16 protein-coding genes are annotated in these 18,058 nt (G+C 43.4%); 11 read left to right on the forward strand and 5 right to left on the reverse strand.

Features of this window, described 5'->3' with window-relative positions; genetic code table 11:
• Positions 1-75: 75 nt before the first annotated feature.
• Positions 76-1,944, reverse strand: coding sequence for a methyl-accepting chemotaxis protein (locus L4D79_RS13275; protein WP_428652046.1), 1,869 nt, complete (start codon positions 1,942-1,944; stop codon positions 76-78).
• Between the two features lie 443 nt (positions 1,945-2,387).
• Here L4D79_RS13275 and L4D79_RS13280 point away from each other — a divergent pair, with 443 nt between their 5' ends.
• Positions 2,388-2,669: a hypothetical protein gene (locus tag L4D79_RS13280; RefSeq protein WP_428652047.1), complete on the forward strand. Its 282-nt coding sequence runs from the start codon at positions 2,388-2,390 to the stop codon at positions 2,667-2,669.
• Positions 2,670-2,896: 227 nt separating this feature from the next.
• Here the strand turns inward: L4D79_RS13280 and L4D79_RS13285 are convergent, their stop codons facing one another.
• Positions 2,897-3,112, reverse strand: coding sequence for a hypothetical protein (locus L4D79_RS13285; protein ID WP_428652048.1), 216 nt, complete (start codon positions 3,110-3,112; stop codon positions 2,897-2,899).
• Between the two features lie 405 nt (positions 3,113-3,517).
• Here L4D79_RS13285 and L4D79_RS13290 point away from each other — a divergent pair, with 405 nt between their 5' ends.
• The 7 genes from L4D79_RS13290 to L4D79_RS13320 all read left to right on the forward strand — a co-directional run bounded on the left by L4D79_RS13290 (position 3,518) and on the right by L4D79_RS13320 (position 8,069).
• Positions 3,518-4,297, forward strand: coding sequence for a PhzF family phenazine biosynthesis protein (locus L4D79_RS13290; protein ID WP_428652594.1), 780 nt, complete (start codon positions 3,518-3,520; stop codon positions 4,295-4,297).
• Between the two features lie 128 nt (positions 4,298-4,425).
• Entirely contained in the window at positions 4,426-4,884 is a 459-nt protein-coding gene (locus tag L4D79_RS13295) for a GNAT family N-acetyltransferase (protein WP_428652049.1), read from the forward strand.
• A gap of 102 nt (positions 4,885-4,986) precedes the next feature.
• The gene (locus tag L4D79_RS13300; RefSeq protein ID WP_428652050.1) at positions 4,987-5,568 is read left to right on the forward strand and encodes an NAD(P)H-dependent oxidoreductase; all 582 of its coding nucleotides are present in this window, start codon (positions 4,987-4,989) and stop codon (positions 5,566-5,568) included.
• 168 nt (positions 5,569-5,736) lie between these two features.
• The gene (locus L4D79_RS13305; protein WP_428652051.1) at positions 5,737-6,075 is read left to right on the forward strand and encodes a GFA family protein; all 339 of its coding nucleotides are present in this window, start codon (positions 5,737-5,739) and stop codon (positions 6,073-6,075) included.
• A gap of 185 nt (positions 6,076-6,260) precedes the next feature.
• Positions 6,261-7,049 carry a carbon-nitrogen hydrolase family protein gene (locus L4D79_RS13310; RefSeq protein WP_428652052.1) on the forward strand — a complete coding sequence of 263 codons (789 nt, stop codon included), beginning with the start codon at positions 6,261-6,263 and terminating at the stop codon, positions 7,047-7,049.
• A 40-nt stretch (positions 7,050-7,089) separates the two neighbouring features.
• Positions 7,090-7,506: a GNAT family N-acetyltransferase gene (locus L4D79_RS13315; protein WP_428652053.1), complete on the forward strand. Its 417-nt coding sequence runs from the start codon at positions 7,090-7,092 to the stop codon at positions 7,504-7,506.
• 143 nt (positions 7,507-7,649) lie between these two features.
• On the forward strand, positions 7,650-8,069 hold the full coding sequence (locus L4D79_RS13320) for a GNAT family N-acetyltransferase (RefSeq protein ID WP_428652054.1): 420 nt from the start codon (positions 7,650-7,652) through the stop codon (positions 8,067-8,069).
• Between the two features lie 147 nt (positions 8,070-8,216).
• Here L4D79_RS13320 and L4D79_RS13325 read toward each other — a convergent pair whose 3' ends face one another.
• Complete coding sequence (locus L4D79_RS13325) at positions 8,217-9,320, reverse strand: phosphoribosylaminoimidazolesuccinocarboxamide synthase (protein WP_428652055.1); 1,104 nt, start codon at positions 9,318-9,320, stop codon at positions 8,217-8,219.
• Between the two features lie 269 nt (positions 9,321-9,589).
• On the opposite strand from L4D79_RS13325, the gene L4D79_RS13330 reads away from it, so the two are divergent.
• Complete coding sequence (locus L4D79_RS13330) at positions 9,590-11,974, forward strand: ATP-dependent helicase (protein WP_428652056.1); 2,385 nt, start codon at positions 9,590-9,592, stop codon at positions 11,972-11,974.
• Between the two features lie 100 nt (positions 11,975-12,074).
• Here the strand turns inward: L4D79_RS13330 and L4D79_RS13335 are convergent, their stop codons facing one another.
• Positions 12,075-13,004 (reverse strand): carbamate kinase, encoded by a 930-nt coding sequence (locus L4D79_RS13335; protein ID WP_428652057.1) that lies wholly within the window; start codon positions 13,002-13,004, stop codon positions 12,075-12,077.
• A gap of 497 nt (positions 13,005-13,501) precedes the next feature.
• On the opposite strand from L4D79_RS13335, the gene L4D79_RS13340 reads away from it, so the two are divergent.
• Complete coding sequence (locus tag L4D79_RS13340; RefSeq protein ID WP_428652058.1) at positions 13,502-15,481, forward strand: GGDEF domain-containing protein; 1,980 nt, start codon at positions 13,502-13,504, stop codon at positions 15,479-15,481.
• 42 nt (positions 15,482-15,523) lie between these two features.
• Here the strand turns inward: L4D79_RS13340 and L4D79_RS13345 are convergent, their stop codons facing one another.
• Positions 15,524-16,237, reverse strand: coding sequence for a GntR family transcriptional regulator (locus tag L4D79_RS13345; RefSeq protein ID WP_428652059.1), 714 nt, complete (start codon positions 16,235-16,237; stop codon positions 15,524-15,526).
• Positions 16,238-16,488: 251 nt separating this feature from the next.
• Between L4D79_RS13345 and L4D79_RS13350 the strand changes: the two genes are divergently transcribed.
• Complete coding sequence (locus L4D79_RS13350; RefSeq protein WP_428652060.1) at positions 16,489-18,057, forward strand: alpha-glucoside-specific PTS transporter subunit IIBC; 1,569 nt, start codon at positions 16,489-16,491, stop codon at positions 18,055-18,057.
• Position 18,058: the final 1 nt, after the last annotated feature.

The following is an 18,058-nucleotide window of genomic DNA, read 5'->3' on the forward strand; positions in this document are numbered from 1 at the left end:
TTCAAACTGGAGCCCAAATGTAAAAAGGCAGCCTTAGTGGCTGCCTTTATTATTTAGGTTTTGATTTAGGTTTATCTAGACGACAAATTTATTCATGATTGAGTCCTGCTCACGAACCTTGCTTATTTGCTGTTCCAATGCCTGATCGGCTTCCCCCGCGGCATCAGACACCTGAACGCTCAGTTCTTTAATGTTTAACGTATTGCTATTAATTTCTTCAGCAACGAGGCTTTGTTCTTCAGCGGCAGAAGCGATTTGTAAGTTCATATCGTTGATCTGCTGGATTGCGCCGCTGATCCTGACCAGCGCTTCGTCAGCTTCTTGAGATTTTTCGACGGTGGAGGCTGCGGTTTCCTTACTCATTCCCATAACGCTCGCCGCCGAACTCGCACCTGATTGTAGTTGCTCAATCATTTGGCGAATTTCGGTGGTGGATTCCTGCGTTCGCTGAGCGAGAGTTCTCACTTCATCTGCCACAACCGCAAAGCCGCGGCCTGATTCACCAGCACGCGCTGCCTCAATGGCGGCATTGAGAGCGAGAAGGTTGGTTTGATCGGCGATTTCATTGATGACTTTAAGGATTGATTCAATATTTCCGGTAGATACCTCCAGTTGCCTAACGACATCCACCGCCTGATCAATTTGTGCTGACAGTTCGGAGATGGCGCTGGCTGTGTGGGAGACAATGCGTCCACCGTCCTGAACGGCCTCATCAGCTTGTTGGGCAGCCGATGCTGCCCCTTGCGCATTATTGGCAACCTCAACCGACGTCGCGGCCATTTCGTGCATTGCCGTCGCCAACTGATCAAGCTCTTTTAGCTGGTTTGACATGGCGGACGCTGATTGCTGGGCGCCAGTAGCGGTTTGCTCGGTGCCAAGCAAGATATCACTGCTGAGTGATTTGGATTGCAAGATCAGGTTTTGCAACTTCTCGGTGAAGGCATTGAAGCCTTTTGCCAGCACGGCAAACTCCTGATCGGTATTTGTGTCTAGTCGACGGGTAAGATCACCTTGGCCGGAAGCCACATCCTGAATAGCCGTATTGAGATCAGTCAACGGACGCATCAGTACCTTGATCAATAACAGAAGCGCAATGATCCCGGCCACCAAGGCAATCAGGGAATAGATAATCGCATCGGTTCGTAATTGATTAACAGCAGCAAAAGCAACACTTTCATCCAGCACCGCCCCGATGAACCATTCTTGGCCAGCAATTTGGGTAAAGGACAATGTCACGGTTTTGCCGTCTAGCTCAGCATGTACGGCGTCTGTTGAAATCGGGTGATTGCCAAGAAAGTCAGCCATTGGCTTACCGTTATATTTCGCTTCGGGGTGGGCAATGGTTGTTCCATTTCTGTCTACGATGAAAAGGTAACCGGCATTGAATAAAGACACCTGGTTAACCACCTCGGCCAGACCGGATAGGCTCATATCGAAGAAGATGGCACCATGGAATTGCCCTTTAGCGATCAAGGGACTGGCGATGGAGACTAAAATCTCATTGGTGACCGAATCTGCGTAAGGCGCCGTGATAACGATATCGCGGCTTTGTTTGCTATCGATATACCAAGGCCGAGCTCGGGGCTCCCAAGATTCACCCGGATCCCAGCTAGGGTCATTACTGGTGAAGCTGCCGTCTTTTTCAAATCCCAGTCCAGTGAGCAAGAAAGCGTTTTTTAGAGTGGGCTGCTCAATGACGGTATGAATATTGTCTAGTGACATATCGCTGGTCACTAGGCTGGCAGTATAGGCTGCCAACGTTTTTTTGCTCGACAGTTCGGCATTGACTGTATTGCTCATGCCGGAAATGATTTCCTCCATGCTTTGCATAACTAAAGACTGGATTTGATTTTTTGTATTGAAATATTGGTTAGCAGAAAGTAGCGCGAGTGCCACTAACAATATTGCCGACGATGTTGCGACAACTTTATGGCTGAACTTCATTGGATCCCTCAACAAGCACAGAAACTAGAGTAGTTATAATGTCGGCGTGGTAATGAAATTGTTAACCTTGATTGGGTTGATTTGTGATCTAGGGTTGAATTTATTTGCTGTATTGTTAAGAAATTGAAGGTTTATATGCTATCTAGTGATCAGGTTGATGTGGCATATATAGTGATACTCAATGTAGAAAAACTAGAGGGTCTACTTCATTGTTTAAAGATGACTGATATTACAAAAAAGATGATCGGGATAGATAGAATCATTCTTCATTTATCTTCTACTTATGTCACTTTTAATGGTAAGTGTTTGTTTTATAGGTTGATTGCTATGGCGTTGCGTGATTAAATTGGTTGATGTGATGAATTATAAAGATGAATGGTTCTTCAGATAAAGCTGTTAGGTACAATATTAAATTCTCTACAAATTAACAGGAAACCTTATCTATGCTTGATTTCTTGGCCACGCACAAACTGAAACTCGAGCTCAATACACTTCAGCTAGAACTAAAAAAATTGGAACTAGAAAAGAGTAAACTACAGATTGAAAGCGGCAACGAAGTTGAGTTGAAAAAACTAGAAACAAAAATTATTCAACAAGAGACTGAAGTCATTAAGAAGGAAACGGAAATCGTTCAAATGAAAACGAAGCTAATTTTCCCGTCGCTGGTGCTAAATGTGGTATTGCTCATTGCTGGCCTAACGTTACTTAGTTACTTAGTTACTTAGTTACTTAGTTACTTAGTTACTATCTGACTAACACGCGCCGCATTATTCCATCCCAACGATAACAGATGGGGGATTGCTTATGATTCATAACCATAAATTGATTGTGTCATGCTGGCTTCCAGCAATTTGGTAGTTAGACGTCCCAAGTGTGGCCGATTCTGATGAGGGGGATTCCATGTTATTTGTTATGAAGCAGCAGGTTGTCCAATTGCTTCATAAGTACAATGTTAGCTAAAACTCTTATCTGATGTGATTTTTGCTAATCCAGATATTACCTTCCAAAGAGTATAAATAGCAGCGGCGATAAGAAATACGTATCCAATGACAAATACAGCAGTCAATGCCCCGATAATTGTTAGAGCAATCGATACAAAAAATGTTTTGGTTATATTATCGTAATGATCCGCAAATATAGTGCCTTTGGCATCAGATTTTTTTACCATTCCCTAAATGCCGCCAGCCAGAAAACTTATGCCAGTAAAGAAACCTAACAACATGAACGCGTATGCGATTATGGCATGAGTTTTCGCACTTTTATCCGTTTCACTTAGCTCAGAACTTATTACTTTAGTATTTTCCATGTTATTGACTCCTTTTTAACTTTATCAGCAATATGCTATAGAACTTTATGTGTGTGAGTTACCATAATGTGACGTATTGCATTTTTTGCACACCGCCTTGCGAGTTGCTTCATGGTCATGTGCTTAAAAGTGACTCTTAATGCTTAGCATTGGCAGTTCAAGGTTGGGCTTTGTTTTTATAGCACAATGGTTTAGGTTAGGTGGTAGCGTTGTTCACAACTTAAATCGGCGATAAATTTCAAAGAGGAGCAAACTATCGACGCGTATATATTCAATGTGTTTACCGGTAAGAAGGCTAAGGGTAACCCTGCTGCCGTTGTAAAACTCAACACTTGGTTACCAGCATACGAATTAAAAGCTCTTTCTCGGCACTTAGGGCAACCCGTTACGTCATTTATTGTTGATGTAGAGCAAGGCTATGAGATTCGTTGGTTTGCGGGTGAAATGGAAATTAATCTATGTGGGCATGGTAGTTTAGCTGCCGCAGCTACTATCTTTGAGATGAATCCAAGTCACGATCCTGCTGTCGAGCTTCTTAGTAAACATGGAACAGTTTCAGTTAATAAATGCGCTAATGGTTATACGATGGTGATGCCTAGTTGGGATTCAGAGTTTACCTCTGAATTGTCAAAATACACTAAGTTGCTTGGTCTGGAGGCAGTTGATGTATTCACGACGAGGGACTTGGTTGTAGTTCTCGAAAGTGAAGAGCGAGTTCGTAACTTCAAGCCAGACTTTGATGTAATCAAAAATATTAGTGAGTACCATGCAATGATCTTAACTGCTCAAAAAGGACCTAGCGGTTACGTATTAAGGTACTTTGCTCCTAGTATTGGCATTAATGAAGATATTGCTACAGGTTCTGCTCAGTGTTCATTAGTTCCATACTGGTCAAATCGGTTATCAGTAACGGAGCTAGAAGTGAATCAACTATCAGCGCAAGGTGGATATTTCCAAGTTAATCAAAAGCAAAGTGATATCATTGAACTGACCGTGAATGTAGTACTTACGCAAGTTGTTAAGCTTGGTGAAAAAAAAGAAATTTAACAAATAAATCAAGGTGGTGCATTGCACTTAGCGGTTTTGGTATGGAGTTCGGTGTACTTTGTTGGCTCAGTGGGGTACGCCTTATTACAGGTGTTATGTGTCTCGGTTAATTTAGGAAACTTACAAGGATGTATTTAAGACAAGCAGAGGCTTATGAGCTAGACGCTATTTATGGCATTGGTTTCGATGTGTGGAGTGATGGTCTTTGTTATGAAGAGTATTTGGCTGAGTGCCGGAGTAGCGAAAAGTACCAAGCTGGTACTTGGTATGTGCTAATTGAAAATGAACAAATTTTATCGTCTCTCATTGTTTATCGTAATATGTTTGGCCTCAAAGAGGGTTGTTTTGGCATAGGTTCAGTAGCGACACCTTATAATCTTCGTGGTGAAGGTTACGCTTCCAACTTGGTCAACCTAGTGAAAAAAGAACTGTTCACAAATCACAGCAGCAAAGCCATATTCTTACATAGCGATATTGACCATCGGTTTTATAATAGGCTTGGTTTTGCAACTGTTGAGGGCTCTGATTGTATGTATGCCTCAAGTGACTCTTTTGAATTTGATGGCACAATGCCAGCTTACTTTTAGCTAATAAGGTGGTCTCCAAGGACAGTAGTCAGACTTACCAAGTGTGGCATAGTCTGATGTGGGGGAGTCCATGTCATTCGTTATAACTCAAGGAGGAGTTTCATGAAATGTTTGGTTGTGGTTGCACATCCAGTCGAAGATAGTCTTTGCCATTACTTATGTGCACAGACTATTGAGCACCTGAAGTCTAAAGGTTACACCATTAACGTCATCGACTTGTATCGTCGAGAATTTCAACCAGCGCTAACCACTCAGGAGCGTCGAAGTTATTATGGCTCTGCTTTTGACAGTAGTATGGTTGAAGAGGACATTGCTCTTTTAGTCGAAGCCGAGTCACTAGTCTTAGTATTCCCTACTTGGTGGTTTGGGTTTCCAGCAATTTTAAAAGGTTGGTTTGATCGCGTGTGGGCACCGGGCCATGCGTACGATCATGACAAATCACTTGGCGCTATCAAGCCAAGACTGACGAATCTAAAAGAAGTTAAAGTAGTAACAACACTCGGTTCCCCTTGGTGGGTTGATACGTTCGTACTTTGGAGGCCTGTGAAGCGAGTACTCAAAATTGCGTTGCTGGGTGCATGTGCCCCGAAATGCCATTTTAAGTATCTTTCTCTATATAAAAGCGAGAGTGTTTCCAACCAAAAGGTACAGCTTTTTGTCAAAAAGATAAAAGCTAACTTCTGAGCACTGAGCTCTAATAAATAGCTCAAGCCGAAATCTAACTCTTGGTATTTTGGATTCGGTTGAGTTTATTGATCATGGCAAGGTTTGCTCAGGTGTCGTGGTGGTTAGCTGTAGTATTGCGGTGCTCAACCCTTAATAAAGTGATACGTCAACACAAGGAGTAATCATATGGAATTAAAGTGCCACTGTGGAAATGTTAGTTTAGAGTTGAGCTCATGCCCTAAAGAAGTCGGTGAATGTAACTGTTCGATCTGTCGTCGTTATGCAGCTGCTTGGGCGTACTTTTCTCCTAAGCAAGTTCACATTAACTTAAATCAGAAGACAGATTTCTATTGTTGGGGTGACAAAGAAGTGGAATTTCACCGTTGCAATTCGTGTGGTTGTTTGACGCATTACGTCACAACGGAGAAATGCTCGGAAGATATTGTGGCGGTAAATATGAGAATGGCTGAAAATGAAGTACTTTTAAGTATCCCTGTCCGTAAGATAAATGGAGCATCGTACTAATTCACAAAGCGCATGTGACCCTTTTGGGTGCTCTTAGCAAACTTCTCGCTAAATCGTCGGTATTTTACATATGAAATGTTATTGACTTCGCGCGTGCTATTTGTTGTTGGAATGTTTTTGCGGAGCAATTCGTTTCATCGTATATTGAAGTATGAAACGATACCAAGAGAAAATAGGAACCAACTTTGAAAAGCTCTAGCTTTACGATTGTTCAGCTTAAGGTTGAGTATAAAAATAAACAAAAAAATATTGCGGCTGTTGATAAGATTTTGGCGGATTCTACTGACGTCGGCGATATTACATTGCTTCCAGAGATGTTCTCTACAGGCTATATATTCGATTCGGCAGAAGAAATTCATAGTTTAAGTGAAGACTTTAGTAACAGCGTTACTATTAGTCATCTAACCGAAATGGCTAAGACTTATCAGACTATGTTTGTCGCTGGTATCGCTGAAAAAGAGGGTGACCAGTATTACAATAGTGTTGTCGTAGTCGATGAAAATGGTTTGCGATACAAATATCGTAAAATTAGCCAGAATAGGATTGATAAGCAGTACTTTTCACGAGGTGAGGACCTACTGATATTCGAGCACAATGGTTTGAAACTCGGTGTTGTTATTTGTTTTGACATTTGGTTTCCCGAGCTGATGAGAAAGTATGAGGGCGTGGACGTGATCCTTCACCCTGCAAATTTTGGCGGGCAGCAGAGCTTCGCCATTGCTCAGGCAAGAGCTTTAGAAAGTGGGCAACATATTCTGACCTGTAACAGGGTCGGTGAAGATATCACCAGCGAGTTTACTGCTCATTATTGTGGTGGTAGCAGAGTCTACAACCCCAAAGGTGAAGAGATACTGCGCCTAGATGACACTCAGTCAAGTGAGACGGTTGTTATAGAAGATTTGTCAATTGCTCCTCAATATAATGGGATTAGTTTGCAAGATGAGATAAACGAAATACGTAAAATATTAAATTAACTTATTACAAGTTTATACTGGTAAAGGATGATGAATAGGGATGAAATTAATCCAATGCAAACGGGACTCAGCCAATCTGAATGAATTGGAATTATTGATAAAGTCGGAATGGTCGGACTTTACATTTGATGGTTATAGTTCTGGACTACCTTATCCGTTAGCCGCAACGTCCAATGAAAAAATAATAGGTGGCGTAGCCTTCACTTTATACAAGCACCCATGTACAGATAATGAAGTTGTTTGGATTAATGCGCTTATCGTCTTACCTGAGTATCAAGGTAAAGGAATTGCCAGACAATTAATTGAAACGGCATTACTTGACGTTGCAAAGTTAGGCGGGAATGAAGTTTTTGCCTACACTGAAACCCCTGCTTTCTATCAGGCCTTGGGCTGGTCTGAAGTGGAGGCAGTAACTGAATCTGAAAATAAGGTAATGGGCCTCGTGCTAAAAGCGTAAGTATGGGAATTTACAACGCAGGCGGCTAGATTCACGTTGGCACATCAAGCCTGTTATGAGCTTTATAGTAGTGAGTAAGGATTACACGCGCTCTGTTTCGTCACCGTGGGTACTGTCCAAATCTATGCGAATTTAGGAAGTATATGGAATTTAAACTAGATATCGAGCCATCAGATAGTGACATCAATGAAATTCGTGGTGGGTTAATTAAGCACAACACCCCATTCTTGCAAGGTATTCCTAAGTCACAAATTGGATATTACGCAGTAGAAGGTGATAAAATAGTTGGTGGTATTATCGCTGACCTTTGGGGGAATTGGCTGTTAATTAAGTTTCTTTGGGTTGATGACGCGGTGAGAGGGAAGCAAGTTGGTAGTCAGCTTCTTCATCTTATTGAGGAATATGCGCAATCTGAAGGGTGTAAGTCAGCACTTGTCGACACACTAAGCTTTCAAGCAAAACCGTTTTATGAGAAACATGGCTACGAATGTCAAATGGTACTGGAGAATTATCCGGTAGATTCATCCCTCTCATTTCTCATAAAGTCGATCGGTAAAAAATAAGGCAGATAGAGCAATTAATTATCCAAGCCAGCCTCAAGTAATAATAATACCGTTATGGTCAAGTTTGTTTCGTTTGCCCATACTAAAAAAGGCAGCCACAAAGCTGCCTCTTATTATTGCGAAGATAGCTAACTGCTAACTAAGTTGTTAGTCAATCAGACCGTACTGTTCACGAAGCACTGTAACGATTTCAGCTTTCGGGTTTTCAGACAGTAGGATTTTCTCGCCAGTGATCTTCTCGGCAATCTCGGTGTAGACTTTCGATAGGTTCATTAGGGCTTCAACCGGAAGCTCGTTGTCGCGGGCTAGGGCGAAACGCTCGTCCATGCGGTCTTTGTTTAGCATGATGTCTGGATCAGGGAAGTGGTTCAGTAGCATTTGACGGAAGCCTTCTTTGGAATTTTCAACGATTTCACCGTTGCGGTAGGCCTCACCATCCCAGATACGTGAAGAATCCGGCGTTCCCACTTCATCCATGTAAATAAGTTTTTCATTGCCTTCGGCATCTGTCACGTAGCCAAATTCGAACTTGGTATCGACGAAGATTTGATCCAATGAGGCCAGCTCTTTGCTGATCACATCAAAACCTTCCTCTAGTAACTGCTCATAACGGCTGATGTCATTTGTGCTACGGAAGTTGAATGCTTCAAAGTTGTTGATGAGATCAGAACGAGTCACGTTAACATCGTCAACTTCAGGTACGCCCGGAATACCGGTAAGAATACCTTTGGTTGATGGTGTCATCAGTAGTTCAGGCAGCTTCTGATCTTTCTCTAGCCCTTCTGGTAGCTCGATACCGCAGAAGTTGCGTTCGCCTTGGCTGTAAGCACGCCACATAGAGCCGGTGATGTACTGGCGGCAAATCGCTTCCACCATAACGGGTTTGGCTTTTTGTACAATCCAAACAAACGGGTGGGGGATGTCAAGGATGTGGCTATCTGCGAGGCCATTTTCACGGAACAGTTTGAACCAGTGATTAGAAATAGCGTTGAGTGCCGCCCCTTTACCCGGTACGCCTTTTAGGCCGCCTTCGGCATGCCAGATGCAGTCAAAAGCAGAAATGCGATCGCTGATCACCATGATAGCCAGTGGCGCATCAGGCTGAACGTTGTAGCCTTTTTCTTTGATCAAGCGACGGCTATCTTCTTCGGTTAACCAGTATACGGAACGAACCTTACCACTGTGAACGGGTTTATCGGTTCGGATTGGCAGGTCATCATTTACAGCGAGAACTTGATCAGCAAGGCTCATGGCGAATTCCTATTTCAAAAGTTAAACGAAGGTAAACCGTAGTGGCATGACAAGAATAGTTGTTCATGCCAAGGTCGTAAGACCTATAATGGGGCGATAATAACAGAACTCGAATGGCCTTTCAGCTAGAAAGGCAAACGTTTGCGCAAATTTATTTTTCATTCTAATCGCGAAATTATGTGAACCGATTTCAAGTGGTCAGATTTTATTCAGGCCGCCAGCCTGAAGTATGGCAAAATCGGTCTCCATTTTTCGATGCAAGGCCCATCATGACCCGTTATACCAGTGAACAATCGGCATTTATTCATCATCAGAGCGGAAATGCCCTTTGTATTGCCGGGGCTGGAACGGGGAAGACGACTACTTTAGTGGGATTAATCGAGCAGAAAATGGCGGCAATACCGGCGCAAGAAATGCTGGTGCTGATGTTCAACCGCGATATTCGTACTGACTTTCAGACAAAACTGCGCGATAACGGCATCCAAGTTCAGGTGCCGGTGCATACTTTTCACAGTTTTTGTTTAAAGTTCCTCAACCAAACAGGGTTTATCCGCAATACAGGGTATAGGGTCAACTTCCAAAGTGGTGAAAGTGATAAGGCGCTGGTGAAGTCTATCTTAAGAGAGCTTTCTGGACTGGAAAAGACCTACCAGCGTCAGCAGGTGATCAAAGATCCGAAAACCATTGAGTTACTGCTGAGTTTTATCGGCTTGGTAAAAGCCTACATGCTCTCGCCCCATGAAGTTTTCAAGTTGGCTGAAATTAACCGAGACTATCTGTTTATTATTGACGCTTATGAGCAGTTCGAGACCCTGAGAAAAAAGCAGCGCTTGTTGTTTTTTGATGATTGGTTGGTGGAAACAGTCAAGCTACTCGAAAGTGATGATGCCATTCGTGAACACTTTCATCAGCATTGTAGGCTGGTGGTAGTCGATGAATTTCAGGATATCAATACTGCGCAGTACCGCCTGCTAAAACAATTGTTGGGGCCACAAACCCAACTGCTGGCGGTGGGAGATGTTGATCAGTGCATCTATAAATGGCGGGGCAGTGCACCGCAATTTATGCTCAACTTTGAACAAGATTTTGCCCCTGCGACCACTTATACCCTGTCGCAGACGTTCCGTTTTGGCCATAGCTTGGCATTGGCTGCAAGCCATTTGATTGCCAATAACAAAGAGCGTTTCAGCGAGTTTTTGACTGTTTCAGGGGAAGGGGTCTCAGACACCCAAGTTATTGAGTGTGGATCTTCTCGCCAGGTTGGTGAAATCGCCAATACGATAGGCAAGTACCTCGCCGATGGCGGTCAGCCTTCCGACGTGGCTATTTTAGTACGACGCTGGTCACAAACCTTGTTGTTTGAGCTGGCTTTCCTGAGTAAGCAATTGCCTTATCACATGCCTGTGCCTTCAGTGCTGGCCCATAGCCGAGAAGTTAAATTGCTGATGGAGTTGGCAACTTTAGTCACTCCACGTTTTATTGACCTACCTGTGGCGCAAAAGTCTGGCTTGCTGTTTAGTCTGATGTGTTTTCCTCATTGTTATGTACCAAACAAATCATTGAAGCCTCTGTGCGAGCAACTGGCTGGCATGGAGCCTTCGCAGTGGCTGACGTTTATTGGACGTTATGAGAAGGCGAATGCAACACTTAAATTGGATAACCTGATTGAGCGATTGGAGTTGCTGCAAAGATTCTTGCGCAAGGGGAGCTTTAAAGCGGCAGAGGTCTACAAGCAATACCGTAATGAAAGTGGGCTAGATAGCTGGATTTGGAAAACCGAAGCAACTGCATCAGAAATCGAAGAAGCGGTTGAGCGACTAGACAGTGTGGCAACTGTACTGGAAGCGATGGATCAGAATTGTGAAAAAGCGTTGCAGTACTTCGAGTATTACACCCAGCAATCAGGTCAGAAAAGCGATAATACAAGGACAAGTGCTTCAGAGAATGAAGGGCAAGACGCTATCCAGCTAACAACGATTTTTCGTGCTAAGGGGTGCGAATACCATCATGTTCACCTGCCTTTTTGGGACAAAGAGGCTTTCCCTTATGTTAATCGTGCTTCTGGAACTGTGGGCGCAGACTTAGAAGAAGAGCGGCGATTGGCATATGTGGCGCTGACCCGGGCAAAAGAAAAAGCCTTTGTTTATTACACCACGCTGGATAAACCCTCGGCTAAAGCAACCAATGCCAGCCGGTTTGTATTGGAAGGAAAGATTAACATTGCTCAAGAGCTGGGAGCAAAACTGTATCAGCAGGGGGAGTTACCGTATTACTCTAGCCCTGTTGCCGAAGAGTATTGCCGTCGGATGGGACGCGAACAGGATGTTGCCGAGCCGCCAATAAAGAAGGTAAAGAACAAGCCTATAGCGAAAGCAGTGAGTATTGGCGCTAGTAAGCAAAGTGATGTGGGTTTAAGCGGTAGTAGTGTAAGCAACAACAGTGAATACAGCTACAAGTGGGCCATGCAGCAGCCACTGCCGGATAATGCCGAGAAAGTGATCAGGGCTATGGTGAAAACCAAAAATGCCAAGTACCTAGATGGTGAGATAAACCGAATTATTAGGGAGCTGCAATCGGTGTCGGCAACGAAAAAGAAAGTGTTGGTAAACCGCCTTATTGTTGCGGCTAATGCGAGAAGTATGGTGCGGCGATAGCTTAGTTCATCGAGGGGGCCGTATAGGATAGGTAGCTAAGCCTCTGACGGTATATAACGTCAGAGGCTTAGTTATTTTAGCTATTTGATGCTAGCTTGGCTTAGTAGTATTGGATACCTTCGCCAGCTTTGATCAAGGTGCCTGCTTCGTTGGTTAAGATCTTATCAAGCTCGAACAAAGAGCCGATAGCCGCATTACCACGGCCGCTGTTGACGAATTGACACACGGCATCCACTTTAGGTCCCATAGAACCTGCTGGGAAGTTGAAGTGAGATAGCCCTTCAGGTGTGGCCACTTTCATTTCGGCTTGATCTTCTTTACCGTAATTACGGTAGATCGAACCGTCGGTTAGAATAACAAACAAATCGGCATTAATGGTTTCAGCCAGAAGCTCAGCGGTTAAGTCTTTGTCGATAACACACTCTACGCCTTCCATTCGTCCTTGCACACGACACACAGGCACACCACCGCCACCGCAAGCAATGACGACATTACCGCTTGTCAGCATAGTTTCAATCTGTTGTTGCTCGATGATCGCTTTTGGCATTGGGGATGGCACAACACGGCGGAAATATTCGCCGTCAGCTTTGAATTCCTTGTCACTGACAGCCATGATCTCTTTGGCGCGCCCTTCTGTATAAACCGGGCCGACAAACTTGGTCGGGTTGGCAAACGCCGGGTCATCTTTGCTGACTTCGGTTTGGGTGACCAAAGTGGCAACAGATAAATTGGCATCAATATTACGCAGCTCTTGTTGCAGCATATAACCTACCATGCCGCAGGTTTGAGAGCCCAGTACATCCATAGGGTAGGGAGTCGTTTCAGGAGAGTATTCTTGATAGGCGCTGTTTTGCTCCATCAACAAGCCAACCTGAGGGCCGTTACCGTGAACAATGACCACTTCGTGATCGGTGGCAATAGCTGCAATGCTGGCTGCTGCTTTTTGGATATTCTCTCTTTGGTTCTCTGCTGTTAGGGCTTGGCCGCGGGCCAATAGGGCATTACCGCCGAGTGCTAGAACTATGCGCATGATCGTATCTCCATTAAAGAGTTTGTATTTATATGTATTTATTTGTATTTAATATTATTTATATCCAAGCTGTGAAATATGCTTGGTTGGTCGTAGATTAAGGAAATTATCAATGACGAAATGTGATAATTCTCTAATAATAAATTTCTATTAATTTCAGTTAACCGTTAGGTTCGAATGTAATAGTGCGTAAATATCCGAGGCTATTCAGATCTTTGTTTTATAACCACATTGAATTCAGATAGCTTATCAGTAAAACCGAATAGTTATTTTCGATAACATAAAGTGAAAAGTGTTAATGAGATCACATGATAATGTGATGTATACCCATGAGTGACCGCATGGGAAACGAGAGATTCCAGTTGTGCATATAAGGGTTTACATTTTAATCTTGTTAGTGGCAGAACTTTGCTGTATTTCTGGCTGGAATTTTGTTAAAAATACTGTTCGATGGAACGTGATTATGGAAGACGTTGAATTTTTCTACCTGTAGTTCTATGCCTATTTCTTTTCCACTTAAAGCGCTCATTGTTGGGCTATTCTTCATTGTCTATGGCGGTATTGTCTCTCCTGCGGTGTATGCGGCAGGTAGTACTGCTTCTGAGCAATGCTATTTATTCAGCAAGGTAAATAGTAAAGATAATGTCTTCATTAAGTACTACAGCCTATCTTTAGACAATCCCTACCTCGCTGATAAGCAATCAGTGTACTTGCAACAGCGGATTGAAGATGGCGTGACCGAGAATGAGGAAGCATTGTATTGGCTGGGGCGATATAACATCGAACAGGCTGAAGGTCGAGAAGAGGTTGATACCGAATTTTTTATCGACCAGCTAGAGAGCGTCGCCCAACGTTCTGGTGAAGCTTGGATGGAAGCTGAGGTCCAGTTTCTTGATGCACTGACGTTGATGGAGCATAGGGAATATGCATTGGCTCAGATAAAGCTTGAGTCAGTAAAACTCAGTGCTGAGCATCTGGGGTATCAATTATTACTGGCAAGAAGCTTAAAGTGGTTGGCAAACATTGATGTTGAGCGTTCAAATTACAATGAAGCGCTGGATAAATACCAAGAAGCCTACGAGATCTTTTCTTCCCGTTCTGATAATCAGCAATTAGCCAGGCTGCTTTCTAATATCTCTTCGGTTTATATCAATATGGAAGAGTGGAAGACCGCTTCTCAATATAGCCAACGGGCTTTTGAGCGGTATGGTCGAAGCGGGATTAATAATGCTTATATCGAAGCGATATTGCATATCAATGCGGGCGTCATAGACAAGTACTTGGGTAATGAACTACAAAGAAAATTTCATGTTGATAAGGCGGTAAGCCTGTCAGCGAAAACCCGCTCTATTAGAATAAAGACTATCGCATTGGTAAACCTTTCAGCCTATTACCTAGATAAAGGCGATGAGCCCGCAGCGATGAATGCTGCTGAAAAATGTTTAGCGATGGCAAGGCGTTATGGTGGGAGAAACGGTATCAACGTGGCGAATTGCCATGAAAGCTTGTCAGAAGCATTTTATTCTTCGAAGCGAATTGAGCGGGCGCTTTATTATGCGAACTTGTCTCTGTCGGTATATGAGGCCAATCAGATCCAACACCGGATCATTTATCTTTATGAATTGTTGGCAAAGATCTATGAAAGTGCAGACGATTACCAGAAAGCGCTGTACTACTATAAAAAATACTCGGAGATTGGTAAGAGTTACCTATTCGATATTCGTAGAAAAGAGTTATTTGATATTCAAGAGCGCTATGATACGCATGTCAAAGAAAAGGAGATTCAGCTGCTCAAGGCTGAAAATGCCCTAACGAATTCACGGTTGGCTGAGAAAAAAGCCAGTGAGAATATGCTTAAGTTGGGAACGGCATTGATCATCATTTTGCTCTATTGGCTGTATCGACGTTATAGCATGCTGAACAAAGATAAGCAGGTTCTTGAACAGTCTAATGCCCAGTTGGTGACCCAATCGAATAGAGATCCTTTGACAACATTGCATAACCGGCGCTATTTGGAGTATTGGCTCAAGACAATGCCTGCCGCGGAATACCGTAATGGTGGCTTAGTGGTGGTTATCGATATTGATTATTTCAAGAGATTTAATGACGAATATGGTCATAGTGTTGGTGATGAGGTGCTGGTGGAAATGGCCAAGCGCTTGAAATCGGTTGTACGACAGCAAGATGTTGTTGTCCGTTGGGGCGGAGAAGAGTTCATTATGGTGCTGGCATGCCGAGAAAGCGAGAGTGAACGGGTTCTCAAGCGTATCCAGCAGCAAATTACAGATGCTGATTTTGTATTAAGTTGCGGCAAGTATTCTGTCACGGTTTCGATGGGGGGAATTTTTACCGCCAGCGCTGAACAACTTAGCCGGGAGTGGGTATCTTTATTGATCGCTGCGGATAGAGCCCTGTACCAAGTGAAAGCATCAGGGCGAAACGGTTACCGGTTTTCTACCAGTTCGACAGCAACATGATGTTCGTGCAGCAGTGGGTGTGCAGTGTTTTACAGCGTTCGTTCACTGGCTTTCTTGATGGCGATGAAAGTAGTATGTCATTGGGTAGCGTTGTGAATTTACCACGATGAGCGAGAGGTCGAAAATTTGTCCACTGTCATTTTCGTTTATTGAACAAATATGAAGTAAGGGTGTATTTCCAGATACCTTTAAGGTGGATTTCTGTTTCTCATTCGGCATTATTGTGGTGAAACTTTCCGTACACCCCTTAATTTTCATCCCTGCTACCACCTCAACGTAATGAAACTTTGAGCCTTCCAAGTGGCGTACAGAAAGGTCTGGAAACATAGCGACGGGAAGGTAGCTTTCCTCAATTTGAATAGGTTGATCGTTTAGGTACCTAACGCGGACAATATGGTATAAAGGCTTTCCTTCCTTTATTTTCAGCTTCTTGGCAATTGATAGCGGAGCTGGTTTTATACTAAATTCATGCACTTCGCTTCGTAGTCGCTGCGTTGTGTTATGAAGGGACTCTGAGAATGTTTTTAAGTGCTGTGAGGTGTATTCGACATCTTTATTCGCTATAAATGTTCCTCTGCCATGCTGTCGTGTGATTAACCCTGAATGTACTAATGAATCTATCGCTTTTCTCAATGTCATGCGTGATACGACATAATCTTTAGCTAATGCTATTTCTGATGGCAGGCAGTCACCAATTTCAAATTCGTTTGAGTTAATACGATTTCTCAGTTGCTTTGCAATTTTTTTGTAGATCACTTTTATACCTGTTTCTATTTTGTTAAATGCTGGGTGGCTATTTAATGATTTAAAATCAGTGCCTTACACTCTACCTGTGGCGCTTGTTTTCTATCGGGACACATGTCTAACAATTACCTTTAAATATATACGTGTTGTGAATTTTTAAACTATGACTGTTGTCACAGCTACATTATTTGACTGGTTTTTTATTCCTTTTCTTCCAGTAGCTTAATTGAGTCAAACATTGGCATTGGAAATTAGGAGGAAGGATGTTGAGTAAAATACAGAGGTTCGGTGGGGCTATGTTTACCCCCGTCCTTTTATTCCCGTTTGCCGGAATACTTGTCGGCTTAACCATTGTTCTAAAAAACACGAATTTCACTGGAGAATTGGCTGACCCCGAAGGTTTTTTTTGGAAGTTCATGATGCTATTGGAAACTGGCGGATGGACGATCTTTCGTAATATGCCATTACTCTTCGCCATTGGTTTACCTATTGGGCTTGCAAAAAAAGCATCATCTCGTGCGTGTATGGCCGTTGTTGTTTCATACATGACCTACAACTACTTTATCGGAGCGTACCTTACTCTATGGCCTGATTTTTTCGGTGTGGATTTCACTCGTGAAGTTGGCGGTACGAGTGGCTTGGCAATGATTGCAGGCGTGAAGACACTAGATACTAATATTGTTGGTTCAATTCTTGTTGCTGCTGTTGTGACAGCAATACATAACCGCTTTTTCGATAAAAAACTACCTGAGTATATTGGTATATTCCAAGGCGCAGCATATGTCGTCATTGTGTCTTATTGTGCCGTGTTGGGGATGGCATTCGTTACTTGCCTAGTTTGGCCCCATATCCAATCGGGTATAGAAGCCGCACAGGTGGCTATGGTCGGATCGGGTGTGCTTGGTGTGTGGGTCTATACATTCCTTGAACGCTTCCTAATCCCAACAGGTTTGCACCACTTCATATATGGCCCTTTTATGTTTGGACCAGCTGCCATCGAGGGCGGTGTGCACGTAGCATGGGCATCCAATATAAATGTATTTGCACAAAGTACCCAACCACTTATTGAACTATTCCCTGCAGGCGGCTTTGCCTTATACGGTAACTCTAAAATATTTGGAGGTATTGGTATTGCAGCGGCAATCTACACAACAGCAAAGCCAGAGAGGCGAAAAATTGTTCTCGGCTTATTAATTCCAGCTGTGCTCACTGCGATGCTGGTGGGTATTACTGAACCGCTGGAATTCACTTTCCTATTTGTGGCTCCGTACCTATTCGCAATCCACTCTGTATTAGCCGCAACCTTGGCAGCAACGTTATATGCGTTTGGTGTTACTGGTCAATTCTCTGGTGGCTTGATTGAATTTATTTCACTTAACTGGATGCCTATGTGGGCTAATCACTCATACGTCATGTGGGTGCAACTCGCTATCGGCTTCGGTTTTACTGTGATTTATTTCGTTGTTTTTAGGGCATTGATTCTCAAATTTAATGTATTAACGCCAGGTCGAGAGAAAGAAGGCGATGAAACCAAACTAAGGACTAAAGAGGAATACCGGAGTGTTCGGCATACGGAAACGGGGGCAGGAGAGGAACTAAAAGCGGCGAAGTTCATTAGTGCGTTAGGGGGTAAAGACAACATCGAAACCCTTGGCAACTGTGCTACTCGCCTTAGGGTGACGGTTGTCGACCCTAACTCTGTAGCGGGTGATCGCGTGTTCAAACAGTTGGGAGCGATTGGCGTGGTGCGTAATGGCAATGCAATCCAAGTCATTATCGGGTTGTCCGTCTCCCAAATTAAAGAAGAATGTTCAGTATTACTTAAAGCGTAAG

This window comes from Photobacterium satsumensis, from assembly GCF_050336935.1.
Lineage (GTDB): Bacteria > Pseudomonadota > Gammaproteobacteria > Enterobacterales > Vibrionaceae > Photobacterium > Photobacterium satsumensis.